Genomic DNA, 15,039 nt, shown 5'->3' on the forward strand with positions numbered 1-15,039 from the left:
GCCCGGCATGGCGGTCCCTCGGCAAAGCTTCGTCTCACCGGATGCATGCCGTTTCATGGGCGCCTGATGGACGCATGGGTCCGCATGGCGCGCTTTCACCGGTCATCAGGGGGACAATCATCATGCGATCGCTCAAGCCTCTCAGAGTTTTTCGCGCGGTACTGCTCGGCTCGACATTGGGCTGCGCCGCGCCGGGCCTGTGCCTGCCCGCCTTTGCGCAGACCCGCAGCAACGCCTCCGCGCTCAACGACGCGCATCTCTTCAACATTCCCGCGCAGGATATGAACGATGCGCTGCTGCGGCTTTCGCAGCAGTCAGGCCTGCGCGTGCTGTTCCGCTATGAGGCGGTTTCCAGCCTGCGCACCGGCGAGGTCAAGGGCTGGTTCTCCACCCGCGACGCGCTGGAGAGACTGATCGCGGGCCGCGCCCTGCGCATGAGCGTCACCGCCTCGGGCGCGGTGGTGTTGATGCCCACCGGCGCGCAGGCCAGCGTCCAGCCCGCAAGGCTGATGATGGCCCCGGCGCCCGCCGCGGTCCCGGCGAATGTGGCGATCAGTTCGCCCGAGCCCGAACCGGCCCCCGCGCCCGAAAAGCCCGCCAGCGACGGCGACACGATCATCGTCACCGGCACACGCGCCACGGGCCGCACCGTTACCAGCAGCGCGGTGCCCATCGATGTGCTCAGCAAGGCCGATCTGCAGACCTCCGGCAAACAATCCACCCGCGATCTGCTGGGCACGCTGGTGCCGTCGATCAACGTGTCGAACGCCGGGTCGGGCGCCAGCTTCGCGGTCAAGACATTGTCGCTGCGCGGCCTGTCGAGCGACGAGGTGCTGGTGCTGGTCAACGGCAAGCGCCGCCACAACACCGCCACCATGTTCATCAACGGCACCACCCAGTCGGGCCAGTCGCCGCCCGATCTGGACCTGATCGCCTCCAACGCCATCGGCCGGGTCGAGGTGCTGCGCGACGGTGCGGCGGCGCAATATGGCTCCGATGCCATCGCGGGCGTGATCAACATCGTGCTCAAGAACGACACCACGGGCAGCGCATCGCTGCTGGGCGGGGCGACGGGCACGGGCGACGGGGTGCAGGGGCGCATGCAGCTCGACAAGGGCTTCAGGCTGGGCGCAGGCACGCTGCATCTCTCGGCGGAGGCCTACAATCAGGGCCATACCTATCGCAGCGGCATCAACACGCTGGTCAACCAATTCACCAACATGGGCGGCCAGCCCGGCGCGGTGGGGGCCAATGGCGCGATCAACTTCGAGATGCCGGTGGGCGAGGCGGCGACGCTCTACAGCTTCGACACGGCCAGCGTCCGTCAGGCCGACGGCTGGCTGACCTATCGCACACCCACGGCGGTCACCAATTACACCACGCTGTTCCCCAACGGCTATTCGCCGCACCTCTTCCTGACCGACTATGACTATCAGGCCAGTCTGGGGATCAAGGGCACCGGCCCGGCGCAGATCAAATACGATCTCTCCACCACCTATTCCGACGACCGCGTCGAGTATGAGGAAAAGAGCGCGCTCAACGTCTCGCTGGGGCCGACGGGGCCGACCAGCTTCTACATCGGCAAGCTGGGCACCAGCGAATGGACGACCAACCTCGACCTGTCGCGCCCGGTCGACATCGGTCTGGTCGAGCCGGTGCTGGTGGCGCTGGGCGCCGAATACCGTCGCGACACCTTCACCATCGGCGCGGGCGATCCCTCCTCCTACATCAATGGCGGCTATGTCTCGACCACCGGCCCCTATGCGGGGGTGATGCGCGCGGTGGGTTCGCAGGGCGTCAACGGTTTTCCCGCCTCATCCGCGGGGGCATGGAGCCGCAACGCCTGGAGCGTCTACGCCAATCTTGAAGGCAAGATCATCCAGGGCGTCGAGCTGGGTCTGGCCGGACGGCATGAGCATTATTCGGACTTCGGAGACACCAGCACCGGCAAGGTCTCGCTGCGGCTGGAACCGGTGCGCGGCTTTGCGCTGCGCGGCACGGCCAGCACCGGCTTTCGCGCGCCGACGCTTCAGCAGGAGCATTACTCCTCGGCCAGCACGATCAGCGTGAACGGCGTGCTGCTGCCGGTTTCGGCGCTGCCGGTCGATACGCCCGCCGCCATCGCGCTGGGGGCCAAACCGCTCAAGCCCGAACGTTCGACCAATTTTTCGGTGGGCATGGTCTTCACCGCCATTCCGCGCCTGACGGTCACGGTCGATGCCTATCAGATCAGGATCAGGGACCGCATCCTGCTTTCCGAAACGCTGCAGGGCAACACGGTTCTCAGTGTGCTGCAATCGGCGGGCATCCTCAATTCGGCGGGGGGGTTCTATTTCTCCAACGCGGCCAGCACCCGCACGCGCGGGCTGGATGTAGTGGCGACCTATCGCGTGCCCGAGACGAAGCTGGGCAGCTTCAATCTCAGCCTGTCGGCCAATCTCAACAAGACCGTCTTCACCCATATCGACGATCTGCCCGATGTGCTGAAGAATGCCGGTCTTGTGCTGATCGGGCGCTCCCGTCAGGGGGATTTCACGCAGGGGACCCCGCGTTCCAAGATCATCGGCAGCGTCAACTGGAGCAAGGACGCCTTCACCGCCATGGTGCGCGCCACGCGCTATGGCTCGGTCACCCAGACCTCCAGCTATTATCCCGGCACCGCCGCCTATGCCGCGGCACCCGATGCCGTTGCCACCCCCAAGACGCTGGTGGATCTGGAGCTGGGTTATCAGCTCACGAAGGGTATCAAGATCACGGCGGGCGCGAACAATCTGTTCAACATCTATCCCGACAGACTGCCGGTCTCGCTGCAGTCCTCGGGCTTCTCGCTTTACAACCCTTATGCGCCCTATGGCTTTTCGGGCGGTTTCTATTACGGGCGCATCAATTTCAGCTTCTGATGCCCTTGAGGGCGGTTGATTACGGCAGAGAGCAAGATCACACTGCCCTGCTTCACCGCCCTCTTTCTCTCCCTATTGGTCAGACGCCAGTCGCCCGGCGCTCCCGCATGATCGGCTTTGCCCGCATCCACGATGTGGTTGGCCTTGCGGCATATCCCCGAGCCACAGGCCGCCCATGCACAAGAACGTTGCGCCTCGCCTCGTGGTATAACCAATATTCCAACCAATTATCGCGAGGGGTGATGCGCCTCTGCGGGCCTGGAACGGTTGCGCCTCACCCATAACATCCCATATATTGGGATCGATATTGGTTATTTGATATTTTCCCGCGCTTTTCTCTTGACCATCTCTTGGCCTAACCAGTACCAACAGATCGCCGAGTCCAAATCAGAACTATTGGTCAGGCAGAAATAAGGGGGAGATTCACATGAACGCGACGCGCGTCCTGAAGCTGTGCCTGTTGGCCAGTGCCGCCATGACATGTCCAACCTCGCTGATGGCCCAGACCAGCGCTGCAACGAGCGTGGCTGCCGAAACCGGCGCTCAGGACAACCAGCAGCCGTCCAACAGGGACATCGTGGTGACCGGCTTCCGCAAATCCTATGCGGATGCGCTGCGCATGAAGCGCAACGATCTGGGCGTGGTCGATGGGATCTCCTCTGACGGGCTCGGGCGGTTTCCGGATCTGAACGTTGGCGAGGCGCTGCAGCGCGTGCCGGGGGTGCAGATCAACCGCGAGGCCGGATCACGCGACGCAACCATCAATTTGCGCGGTCTTCCTGGTACTTACGCCCGCTATACAATCAATGGCCAGTCCTTTGCCGACCCGGTTCTGGATGGCTCGACACCGCTGGGCGCTTTCAACTCCGACGTCTTTTCAGCGATCGCGGTGCGCAAGACCATCTCCGCCAAGGATCAGGCAGGCGGCATGTCCGGCATCATCGACCTGCAGATCGCGCCCGCACTGGGCCGCAAGGATGGCGGCTTCTTCAAGCTGGCCGCCGAATATGACGATCTGGGCAGCTACAAGACGCCGCAGATCACCGCCGGTTACAACAAGCATATCACCGACAATTTCGCGGTTTTCGGCGTCGTCGCCTACAAAAGGGAGAAGTTCCGCCGGGACTCGATCTATTTCAACGCCTACACCCCGTTGTCGCCGACAACGACGCCCAATTTCGCGTCCTATGCCGACTATTACGCCCCCTACAATGCCAACGGCACCTGCAGCGCCGGCAATGTCTGCGCGGCAACCGGCACCGGCACCAAGGGCACCAAAGGCGTGCTTTTCGCATCCGATGAGCGCCAGCTCGTCAAATACAATGAAGGCTCGCTGCTGACCGCAGCCGGGGGCGCCGAGTGGAAACCGACCGACAGCCTGAAGGTCGGCGTCACCGGCTTTTACACGAGACGTAATCTCAACAAGAACTTCACCAATCTGATCGAACTCGACATGCGATCGAATCTGGCGGTGATCTCGCCGACCACGCCGGTCAAGGTGCTGGCCGATGGCAATGCCTATGTGCAGGGCGCCAATTTCTCCAACATCCAGATCAACGATTCCATTCGCGCCCAGCCCTTGCTGGAAGAGATGTGGGACTTCAACGGAACCGCCGAATGGAAGCGTGACGACTGGCGCGTTTCGGGCACGCTGGTCAGTTCACGCGGGCAGAACAACCAGCTCGAAACCCAGTTCGACGTGCGCAATCTGCCGACCCGCGCGGGCAATGGCATCAGCGGTTCCTACAATTCGGGCAGCGGCAACATCAGCAATTATCAGTTGTCGCTCAACAACAATCCGGCGCTCACCGTGCCGTCCGGCCCTTACACTTGGACCGCCGGCAACCAGCCGACACAGATCGCGGCCAATGGCGACCAGATCATTGTCGCGGGCTCCTCGGGCTATGGCCTCAACAAGGTGAAGGCGGCGCAGGGCGAGGTGGAGCGCAAGTTCGATCTGCCCTTCCTCTCCTCCGTCACTCTGGGCGGGCGCTATGAGCAGGATCGCTATATCTCGCGCGGTTACCGCACCAGCGCGAAGGGTGTGCAGACACAGAACATCGACAGCGGCTTCCTGGGCGCCAATCCCTATGCCAGCTCCTTCTTCGGGGGCGCGGCGGGCAATTATCTCGCGAACTGGCCACAGCTCGATTACAATCATATCGTCTCGGCGCTGCAGCCGGTGACGGTGGGCGCCAATGATACGCTCACGCCGCTGGGCTGGATCAACGATGCCACCAACTCGGCCTATTCGCTCTATAACTTCAACGTCAGCCGCGATATCTTTGCCTTCTATGGGCAGGCCGAATTCGCCTTCAAGATCGGCAATATTCCCTTCAAGGGCTACGCCGGCCTGCATTACGAACACACCGACCAGTTGATCGATGCGCTGACCCAGCAGCTCGGCGCCTCGGGCGTGTCCTTCGTGCCCACGCAGTTCAGGCAGAAATACCATGATCTGCTTCCCGCCTTCTACATCTCCGCCAATCTGCGGGACAATCTGATCCTGCGCGCCGGCTATCACGAGGCCTTCGTGCGGCCACTGGCGCGCACGCTGACGCCCACCACGACGATCAGCGCCAATTCCACCGGTTACGCCATTCAATATGGCGGCGCGGATCTGAAGCCCTATTATGCGAAATCCTTCGATGCCTCGATCGAATGGTACAACCGCGCCAATGGCCTCGTCTCGCTGGCCGCCTATCGCAAGAGCATCAGCAATCTGATCGCGGCGGAAAACCGCACCGACAAGCTGTGCCCGGCCGATGCCACCGCCCTGGGCCTTGGTCATCTCACCACGGTGGGCACCACCTGCTACAGCGACCTGCAGGTTGCCGGGCAACCCGCAATCATCACCGCATCGGGCAATTTCAACCAGCCCAATCCGATCACCGTGACCGGCCTTGAATTCACCGTTCAGCAGAACCTCGATTTCCTGCCCGGCCTGCTGAAAAATCTGGGCGGTCAATTCAACTATTCCTACACGACGGTTTCGGGCAAAAACGCGGATGGAACCAACGCCATCCTGCCGGGCGTCTCGAAAAACAACGTCAATGTGATCGCTTACTATGAGAGCCCGAAGATCGGCGTCCGCGTCACCTATTCGTGGCGAGACCAATATTCCCTGACCGGATCGAACAGCTTCACCGGCGGCAACAGCTTCGTGGCGACACGCGGCCAGCTCGACACGTCCTTCTCCTATAAATTCAGCAGCCAATATTCGGTCTCGCTCGACTGCTTCAACCTCAACAATGCGCAGCGCGTCCAGTATCAGGTGGAGGAAGGCATTCCGCGTCAGGTCGATTATGACGGCAGAACCTTCACGCTGAGCGTGCGCGGCACGTTCTGAAGCTGCCTCTCCGCTCGCATCCTGCCTGCTGGCAAGGCAGGGTGCGGGCGACCGAACAGAGTATGATGGGAACGGATGAATGCTGCGTCGCAGAGAGTTGCTTGTCGGAAGCGGTGTCATGGCGCTGGGCCAGATCGGTCCGGTCAAATCGGCAGTCCCCAAGGCGGGAGCCGCCGATCGCCCCACCGGCCTGATGGTCGATCTGCGCGACAGCCCCACGGGCATCATCCCGGAGCGGGCAGGCCTGTCGTGGATTGCGCCGTTCTCCTCGCAAGGCGGGCAGCGCGCCTATCAGCTTCAGGCCGCCTCCACGCGGTCTGCCCTGCTCAAGGGCCATGCCGATTACGACAGCGGCAGGATCGAAGGGACCTCATCAGCATCCATCCCCTGGCCCAAGCCGGTCATTGAACGGGACGGACATTGCTTCTGGCGCGTGCGCATATGGGATGGCCGGAACACGCCTTCGGCATGGTCCGAGCCGCAACATGTCATCGGCGCGGCAGGCAAAGAATGGCAAGCCGATGCCATCTGGGTGCGCGATGGTGACGCTCTGGCCAACTGGATGCTGGCGCGCAGCGAATTCGACGTGCCGCAGGATGTCGAGGCCCTGTGGGTCGATGTCACCGCCAGCTCCCCCGAAGCGGCCAGACAATTCGTCTACCGCCTGATGCTCAATGGCGATTTTGTGGGCGTGGGGCCCGTCCGCTCCTACGATGCCCAAACCGAGGCGCGCTATGCCACCTACGACCTGACGGACAGGGTGAAGCCGGGGCGCAACGCCCTGGCCGCGCTCTGTTACGCGGCGGAGGGGCAGGCCTTTCTCGCGCGCATCACGATCGTCCGGCGCGGCGGAGAACGCCGGATCATCGGCAGGCAAGCCGACTGGCGTGTGCTCTCCGGCGATCGCTGGCGCCCCGCAGCGGACTTCACCCAGGGCGGCTGGTACAAGGCGCCGCAGGAATATATCGACGCCCGGCAGGAACCGGTCGGCTGGGAACACCCCGGCTTTGACGACAGCGCATGGTCCCGGCCCGAACCGCGCCCCTTCCCGCTCGATCTGGTGCCGCAGCGCGTCGATGGCATGGCGATCTCGCTGGTCAGGCCAAACGTGGCGCGGCTCGGTTCAGGGCGATGGCTGTTCGATCTGGGCCGCGAGATCGTCGGCGGCGTCCGGCTGACGGTACAGGGCACGGCGGGCCAGACCGTGGAGCTTCGGCTCGGCGAAGAGAAGAGCGTGGATGGCGGGGCGCGCTATCAACTGCGCACCACCCAGATCTACCGGGAAATCTGGACGCTGCGCAGCGGCCACCAGCAGTTGAAGCATTGGGGTTATCGCGCCTTTCGCTGGATCGAGGTGCTCTGCGACCCGGTGCTGGACATCGGCAGCAGCCTTGTCGGGGTTCAGCTTGCCATGCCGTGGCGGGCGCAGGACGCCTCCTTTTCCAGCTCCCACGCCGATCTGGACCGCGTGTGGAACCTCTGCCGCTATTCGATCGAGGCCCTGCGGCTCGACCTCTATCAGGACACACCCGCGCGCGAACGCGGCCCCTATGAGGGCGATGCGATCGTCAACCAGCTCTCCGAATTCGCGGTGCAGCGCTCCTACGCCCTCTCCCGCTATTCGACCGGCTATCTCGCGCGCCGCCCGACATGGCCCACGGAATATCGCATGCAGACGCCGGTGCTCGCATGGCGCGATTATATGGCGACGGGCGACACAAGCGTCCTTGCCGACAATTACGGCGCGATGCAGGCACGGATGCGGCTGGACCGCTTCAACACCGACGGGCTGGTCGAGAAAGACATCGGCGGCCCCGGCATCGCCGAAAGCGATCTGGTCGACTGGCCGATCGCCAACCGGGACGGTTTTGCCTTCACCCGCGTCAATGCGGTGGTCAATATGTGGCAGTTTGCTTCGCTGACAACCATGGCGCAGGTCGCGGGCGCTCTGGGGCGGGCTGACGATCATGCCCGCTTCACTGCTTTGGCGAAAGACCTGCACGGGGCGATCAACAAGGCCTTTCTCCTCGCCGACGGCACCTATCTGGACGGCATCGGCACCACGCATCGCTCGCAGCATGCCACGGCCTATGCGGTGGCGCTCGGGGTCATCCCCGAGGATCGTCTGGCGCAGGCCGGGCGGGTGCTGGCAACGCAAGGGATGCGCATGAGCGTCTATGGCGCGCAATTCCTGCTCGAAGCACTTTATATCGCCGGGCAAAGCGAGGCCGCACTCCGCCTGATGACCAGCCGGGAGCATGCCTCATGGCTGCACATGATGGATGATCTGGGCGCCACCATCGCGGCGGAAGCCTGGGACCCGGATGTGAAGCCGAACACCACCTTCAGCCACGCCTGGGGCACCGCGCCCGCCAACATCGCCCAGCGCTACATTGCGGGTGTGTCGGTCACCAGCCCCGGCGCCGCAACGCTCCGCATCAAGCCCGAGCCCGGCGGCCTCAGCCGCTTCAGCGCGACGGTGCCGACGATCAGAGGCCCGGTGCAGGTCCGGTTCGACGCGCAGGATCCCCTCGCCTTGCTGGATATCCGGCTGCCCGCCAATGTCGCGGCGGAGCTCGACCTTGGCGGCACGCTGCTGGCCGGTCACGATCCTCATCGCCTGCGCATCCTCGGGGCGTCGGGGCAAGCTGTCGTCGCCAACGGGGGCTTGCGTCTTCCCCTTGCCGCCGGGGAGCATATCCGTGTCAGGCGATAAGGCCTCCTTTGGCCATCGCCTTATCGGCGCGCTGGCCTTTGCTGCGCTATGCTGCGCAGCGCTCGTCATGCCGGAGATGGCGCGCGCCGATGACGCGCCACTGGTGCTCGACCAGCGCCAGGACGCCGCATTTCCGCTGGTATCCCAAACCGCAGCGACGATCCTTTACGACCGCAACGACTTCCCCGTCACCCTCCACGCCGTGCAGGATCTGGCAAGCGACATCGCCGCTGTGACCGGCCGCAAGCCCGGCCTGACAAGCGAGTCGGGCACAGCCGGACGCCACGCCGTCATCGTGGGAACCCTGGGGCATAGCCGCCTTGTCGACCAGCTCGTTCGCCAAGGGCGGCTGAAGCTGGGGGACCTGCAAGGCGCCTGGGAAAGTTTCGTCATCACCGCCGTGCCACATCCCTTTCCCGGCATCGAGAGCGCCCTTGTCATCGCCGGCAGCGACCGGCGCGGCACGGCTTTCGGCGTCTATGAAGTGAGCGAAGCCATCGGCGTGTCGCCCTGGCACTGGTGGGCCGATGTCCCCGCGCGCAAGCATCGGGAACTCTGGGTGCCCGCCGGGCTGCGCCGCTTTGGGCCGCCAAGCGTGCGCTATCGCGGCATCTTCCTGAACGATGAGGATTGGGGGCTTTTTCCCTGGGCGTCACGGACCTTCGATCCCGGACAGGGCAATCTGGGTCCGAAAACCTATGAGCGCGTGTTTCAGCTCCTGCTGCGGCTCAAGGCCAACACGCTGTGGCCGGCGATGCACAAGGTCAGCACGCCGTTCAACGCCCTTCCCGAAAACGCCCGCCTTGCCGATGCCTATGCGATTGTCATGGGATCGTCCCATGCCGAACCCATGCTGCGCAACAATGTCGGCGAATGGAAGGACGCGCCCGAAGCCTTCAATTACGCCGACAATGCGCAAAGCGTGCGGCGTTACTGGGAGGAGCGCGTCGCATCGAACGCCCCCCATGAAAGCCTGTGGACGCTGGGCATGCGCGGCATTCACGACAGCAGCATGGTGGGCGCCGCGTCCCGGCAGGAGAGGATCGATCTGCTCGGTCGCATCATCGCCGATCAGCGTGAGATGCTGCGCCGCCATGTTTCCCCGGACCTGTCCGGTGCGCCGCAGATGTTCACGCCCTACAAGGAGGTGCTGGACCTCTATCGCGGCGGCCTGACGGTGCCGGATGATGTCACCATCATCTGGCCCGATGACAATTTCGGCTATATCCGCCAGTTCCCGAGCGCCGCCGAACGGCTGCGCAAGGGCGGGATGGGGGTTTATTACCACCTGTCCTATCTGGGCGCGCCGCTCTCCTATCTCTGGCTCGGCACAACACCGCCCGCTCTGGTGCAAGAGGAGATGACACGCGCCTGGGACGCGGGCGCCCGCAAGGTCTGGATCGCCAATGTCGGCGACATCAAACCGGCCGAGATCGATATCAGCCTCTTCATGGAGATGGCCTGGAACATCGACCGCTGGCGCCATCGCGATCAGCCCGCCTTCCTCTCCGACTGGGCCTCGCGCACCTTCGGCCCCGAGCATGCGACAGCGATCGGACAGCTCCTCGACGAGCATTTTCGCCTCAATTTCGAGCGCCGTCCGGAACATCTTCAGGCATGGCTGCCGGGTGAATCCATCCCTCCACCCGGCGGGACCAACATGGAAATCGGCGGGCGCCTTAAGCTTTCGACCTCGGACATCGACCGGCGATTGCAGCGCTTTGCCAGCCTCGCCCAGACCAGCGAAGCGATCGGCAAGACCATGCGCGCCGATCAGGCGGACGCCTTTTTCGAGCTGGTCGATTATCCGGTAAAAGCCGCCGCTGCCGCCAATCGGCGCTATTTCGGCGCGGAGCGCTACGCTGCTTTCGTTGACAGCGAGCCGGACATGGCCCGCCACGCAGCCGCGGTGGCCGTGGCGGCGGATCGGCAGGTCAAGGCCTTGACCGAGCGCTACAATAATGAGGTCGCGGGCGGAAAATGGCGCTTTCTGATGGCCGAGGAACCGGCCGACAACCAATGGCGCCGCTTTCGCCTGTCGCCCACCATTCTGCCCGCCACGGGTCTGGTTACGGCCCTCACGCCCTCGGCCCTGCCCACGGTCATGCCGACGCCCGCACTGCCGCGCAACGACGCCATCCTTGCGCAGGAAGCGGAGGATTTTGCCTCCAATTCCGGCTGGACACTGATCCATGGGCTGGGTCATGGCGAGGGCGCCATGCTCGCGGGAGGGCGCGGCAGGCGGCTTGCAATCCGGTTTGTCATCCCGGCGGGGCCTTCGCGCTCCGTGGCGCTGGGGCTGATACCCCTCTATCCCGATGGCGAGCAAGACGACATTCTGCGCCTGTCGGTTCAGATCGACGGTCAGCCGCTCCAGACTTTCACCCAGGCCCATCCCGCCGACAGCGAGGCGTGGAAGCAGGGCGTGATCGACAATCTTGTGACGCTCAACGTGGCAGATCGTCTTGAGCCGGGCAGCCATCACATCGTGATCACGGCCCTGACCAGCGGCCTTGCCCTTGATCGTCTGCTGCTGATAGCCCCTCCGTCCAGCCCGCCCCATTGAGGGGCCCCTTCTCGCTCCCATCACAAGGGGGCGGGTCCCTGTGGGCGCTCGTGCTTGAATATGGTCTGGCAGTAGCGGCGGGCGAAGAGGCAAAAATCCTCAACGCGACCTGCTGCTGGTTCGATCGGTTCGGTGCTGGGGGGCCGGCCGGTGTTTTCCGCTGCCGGGAACGGCTGGCGCCCGACGCTCAGGCGCTTGCGCAGCACCGAACGGCGCCTTGCATCAGGCCCGGACGGCTCCACCTGTCAGAACCGATCATTCACGCTGGCACGGATGCATAGAAGGCTTCATGGGTTGCCGCCGTCACTGTTCCAGCAAGACGGCGGCACCCGACATCAGCAGCCGTTGCGAGACATATTGCGATCACGGGTGTTTTTCTTGTCGAGGGTCCGTCCGACCAACGCACCAGCGACACCACCCACGATCGTCCCGGCGGTACCACCGCCCAAGGCGTTCCCGAGCAGAGCACCGCCAGCACCGCCGGCGACGGTCCCAACGGCACCATTGCCGCTTCCGCAATGGCGCGAGGCATAGCGACCACGGGCCCGATCCGAATAATGACGATGCGAGTCCCGGCTCGGGCCGCGATAACGCTGATCGGATCCATACCCTTGAGCCAAGACTGGCGACGGGAGCACACCCAGCCCAAGCGTTGCAAGCCCCGCAGCAGCGAGAACGGCCTTTGCATTAAATTTGATAGGCATAGAAAATCCCTTCAACTGATCATGCTTAAAGTTGCCACCGTCACACTGCAGGAACGATGAACACAACCGCAGGATGGCGTTTAAAATTCATATAGAGTCAAAAAATCTGAATGCGCCTGGCATCTGGGCGACAGGTCGTGATCGCACGAGGCAGGGCAAAGGTTAACCCGCGCCGTCGTCAAAGATCGCGAAAATCAAGCAAATGTATGATTTTTATTGCTATTTTTTCATATGCCTTTAACCTCGATGCACCAATCTCTGAATTTTCACAAAGCCGAGCCCTCTTGTTTAGGATCAGATACACAGCGTCATCGCTTGGTCTCCAATGTTGTGAGAGATGAAAAACCCGACTCAATCAGACAGGGTCAGACAGCTCTTATGTCAGGATTCATGCCATGATTTCATGTGTGCCTGACGCCGAGAGAATCGACTACGGCCAAAAAAATTGCACTTACCCCCGCTGCGATTGATGCCCTCACCAGTGGTTCGATAACAGATCTGTCCACGCCAGGCCTTGCCATTGAGGTCCTGCGAAGCGGCAAAAAGCGGTGGCGTTATCGACGGAAAATTGCGGGCAAAGAAATTGTAGCCACACTGTTTGGCGGGCTCTTTCCTGCAGTACCTATTTCCAAGGCGAGGGTATGGGCTCGCGACTTGAATGAGCAGGTGGAAGGAGGCCTCGACCCACGTCTTACTCAGCGTCAAGCAAAAGAGCGTGCAGAAATGACGGTGGCCAAAGCCCACGCACTCTATATGCGCGCGGTGCACGAAGGACGCTCGTCCCGCAGAAAAAGGACAACCAAGCCATTGACTATTAAAGATAAGATCCTCGCCTATCAACGAGACATCGGGCCAAATTTGAGAAAACGCAACATCTATGATGTTACGGAAGAGGACCTCATTAAAATCGTAGAAAAAAGAAAAAATACAAAGATCAGCGCAAATCACCTTGCGAATGAATTGAAAGCTTTTTTCGGCTGGGCCGCATCGCTAACTGGCAAGGAGGTCGGATTAGCAGCCGATCCAGCGAGCCGGCTGAGCGATCTACGTTTCCCCGAAAAACCTCGCTCCCGTATTCTCGATATGCGGGAGATCGAATGGCTTCTCCTGGCGCTGAGTGAGCAACCACGCCAGATTCAGCGCTGTTTCCTACTTTGCCTGCTTACTGCCGCTCGTATATCGGAAGTAACTCAAGCAAAATCCTCCGAGTGAACCGCACCGGGTTTCCCGGAGGCTCCAACTTCTGAGAAAGTGGAGCCGATATGAGCAAAACGACGAACAAATTTGCACCTGAGGTCCACGCCCGTTCGGTGCGCATGGTGCTGGATCACGAAGGTGACCATCCTTCTCGCTGGGCAGCCATCGCCTCGATCGCGGAGAAGATAGGCTGCGTTCCCCAGACCCTGTTTGAATGGGTCAAGAAGGCCGAGGTCGACAGCGGCAAGCGGGTCGGTGTACCAACCGAGATGGCAGATCACCTGAAGGCGCTGGAGCGCGAGAACCGTGAGCTGCGCCAAGCCAACGGGATCCTGCGCAAGGCGTCGGCGTATTTTGATGGTGTGGACGGCCTCACCTCCGCGAGTCATTCTTACTCGCCGGGGGAGTTCCTGAGCGACAAGGAGGACCGTCATGAAGAGCTATATTCGGATCGGTGTCGATCTCGCCAAGAACTTCTTCCAAGTGCATGCCCTGCCCGAAGAAGGAGTGCCTGCGCTGCAGCGAAAGCTCAGTCGTGCCAAATTTCTTGATTTTTTCCGTAACATAGCTCCGAGCCGGGTGGGGATGGAGGCGTGTGCAACAGCGCATCACTGGGCGCGCGCCTTGCAGGCGCTGGGACATGATGTGGTCCTGATCCCACCGGCCTATACCAAGGCTTATGTTAAACGAGGCAAGAACGACGCCGTAGATGCCGAAGCCATCTGCGAGGCGATGTCGCGGCCGGGAATGCGGTTCGTGCCGGTCAAAACCATTGAACAGCAGGCGCTTTTGAGCCTGCACAAGCAACGCGAGTTGCTGATCAAGCAGCAGACGATGGCCGTCAACGCACTACGGGCCTTTCTGGCCGAGTTCGGCTTGGTCGCAGCTAAAAGCATTTGCCGTGTCCCAGATTTACTCGATGTGGGGCGCGATAGCACTGCCTTGCCGGCGACCGCCAAGGTTCGCCTTGAAATTGATGCTGAAGTCCTTTTGGCCATTTCCAAGGCCATCAAGGGCCTCGAGCAAGAAATTGCCCGTCATCATGCTATCAATCCGGTCAGCCAATTACTCGATGGTGTCCCCGGCATTGGCGTGCTCATTGCTTCGGCGGTCGTGGCTTATGTGCCCGATCCCAAGCACTTCCGCTCAGGCCGAGATTTCAGCGCTTGGCTCGGGCTGACTCCGCGAGAACATTCGAGCGGCGGCAAGTCAACGCTGGGTCATATCAGTAAGCAAGGCAATCCATATCTGCGCAAGTTGCTGGTGCTCGCGGCCACATCCCTGCTTCGAGTGCAACCGCAGCGGCAAGGGCCGCTTGCAGAATGGCTCCGAGCCTTGCTGGTGCGCAAGCCTGCTCGACTGGTGACAGTCGCGCTAGCCAACCGTCTGGCCCGTATCCTTTGGGCTATGATGAAAGGTGGAGAGGAGTTCCGCGTAGAAATTTTCGCTCGAGGCGCTGCTGCCGTGTGATCGTGACATTGGGGAAAGCGCCTTCGAGTTATATGAACTGCAACTGGGTATGTAAGTTTCAGCATTGGCAAGCGCATAGCGCGTGATGAACGACATGGTCACCACCGAGACCAGAACACCCAGAGCCTGGGCAAGAG

The 15,039-nt window shown here is 62.2% G+C and carries 6 protein-coding genes and 1 pseudogene; all 7 read left to right on the forward strand.

The window, feature by feature from the left end:
- Positions 1 to 122: 122 nt before the first annotated feature.
- The 7 genes and pseudogenes from ABDW49_RS26035 (at position 123) to ABDW49_RS26065 (ending at position 14,902) form a co-directional block, all read left to right on the forward strand.
- Entirely contained in the window at positions 123 to 2,900 is a 2,778-nt protein-coding gene (locus tag ABDW49_RS26035) for a TonB-dependent receptor (RefSeq protein WP_343616557.1), read from the forward strand.
- A 427-nt stretch (positions 2,901 to 3,327) separates the two neighbouring features.
- Positions 3,328 to 6,249, forward strand: coding sequence for a TonB-dependent receptor (locus tag ABDW49_RS26040; RefSeq protein ID WP_343616559.1), 2,922 nt, complete (start codon positions 3,328 to 3,330; stop codon positions 6,247 to 6,249).
- Between the two features lie 79 nt (positions 6,250 to 6,328).
- Positions 6,329 to 8,965, forward strand: coding sequence for a family 78 glycoside hydrolase catalytic domain (locus ABDW49_RS26045; RefSeq protein ID WP_343616560.1), 2,637 nt, complete (start codon positions 6,329 to 6,331; stop codon positions 8,963 to 8,965).
- The gene (locus tag ABDW49_RS26050) at positions 8,952 to 11,531 is read left to right on the forward strand and encodes a glycosyl hydrolase 115 family protein (RefSeq protein ID WP_343616562.1); all 2,580 of its coding nucleotides are present in this window, start codon (positions 8,952 to 8,954) and stop codon (positions 11,529 to 11,531) included. The genes ABDW49_RS26045 and ABDW49_RS26050 overlap by 14 nt, the downstream gene beginning before the upstream one ends.
- 1,109 nt (positions 11,532 to 12,640) lie before the next feature.
- Positions 12,641 to 13,447, forward strand: a complete 807-nt coding sequence (locus ABDW49_RS26055; protein ID WP_343616564.1) for an Arm DNA-binding domain-containing protein — start codon at positions 12,641 to 12,643, stop codon at positions 13,445 to 13,447.
- 50 nt (positions 13,448 to 13,497) lie between these two features.
- Positions 13,498 to 13,788, forward strand: a pseudogene (locus tag ABDW49_RS26060) (transposase); the annotation flags it as partial.
- A gap of 76 nt (positions 13,789 to 13,864) precedes the next feature.
- A complete protein-coding gene (locus ABDW49_RS26065) occupies positions 13,865 to 14,902 on the forward strand; it encodes an IS110 family transposase (RefSeq protein ID WP_343616565.1) in 1,038 nt (345 codons plus the stop codon).
- Positions 14,903 to 15,039 lie beyond the last annotated feature (137 nt).

Source organism: Novosphingobium sp., from assembly GCF_039595395.1.
Taxonomy (GTDB): domain Bacteria; phylum Pseudomonadota; class Alphaproteobacteria; order Sphingomonadales; family Sphingomonadaceae; genus Novosphingobium.

Coding starts and splice junctions, on each gene's coding strand:
- ABDW49_RS26035 (WP_343616557.1), top strand. CDS start 123: ATGCGATCGCTCAAGCCTCTCAGAGTTTTTCGCGCGGTACTGCTCGGC.
- ABDW49_RS26040 (WP_343616559.1), top strand. CDS start 3,328: ATGAACGCGACGCGCGTCCTGAAGCTGTGCCTGTTGGCCAGTGCCGCC.
- ABDW49_RS26045 (WP_343616560.1), top strand. CDS start 6,329: ATGCTGCGTCGCAGAGAGTTGCTTGTCGGAAGCGGTGTCATGGCGCTG.
- ABDW49_RS26065 (WP_343616565.1), top strand. CDS start 13,865: ATGAAGAGCTATATTCGGATCGGTGTCGATCTCGCCAAGAACTTCTTC.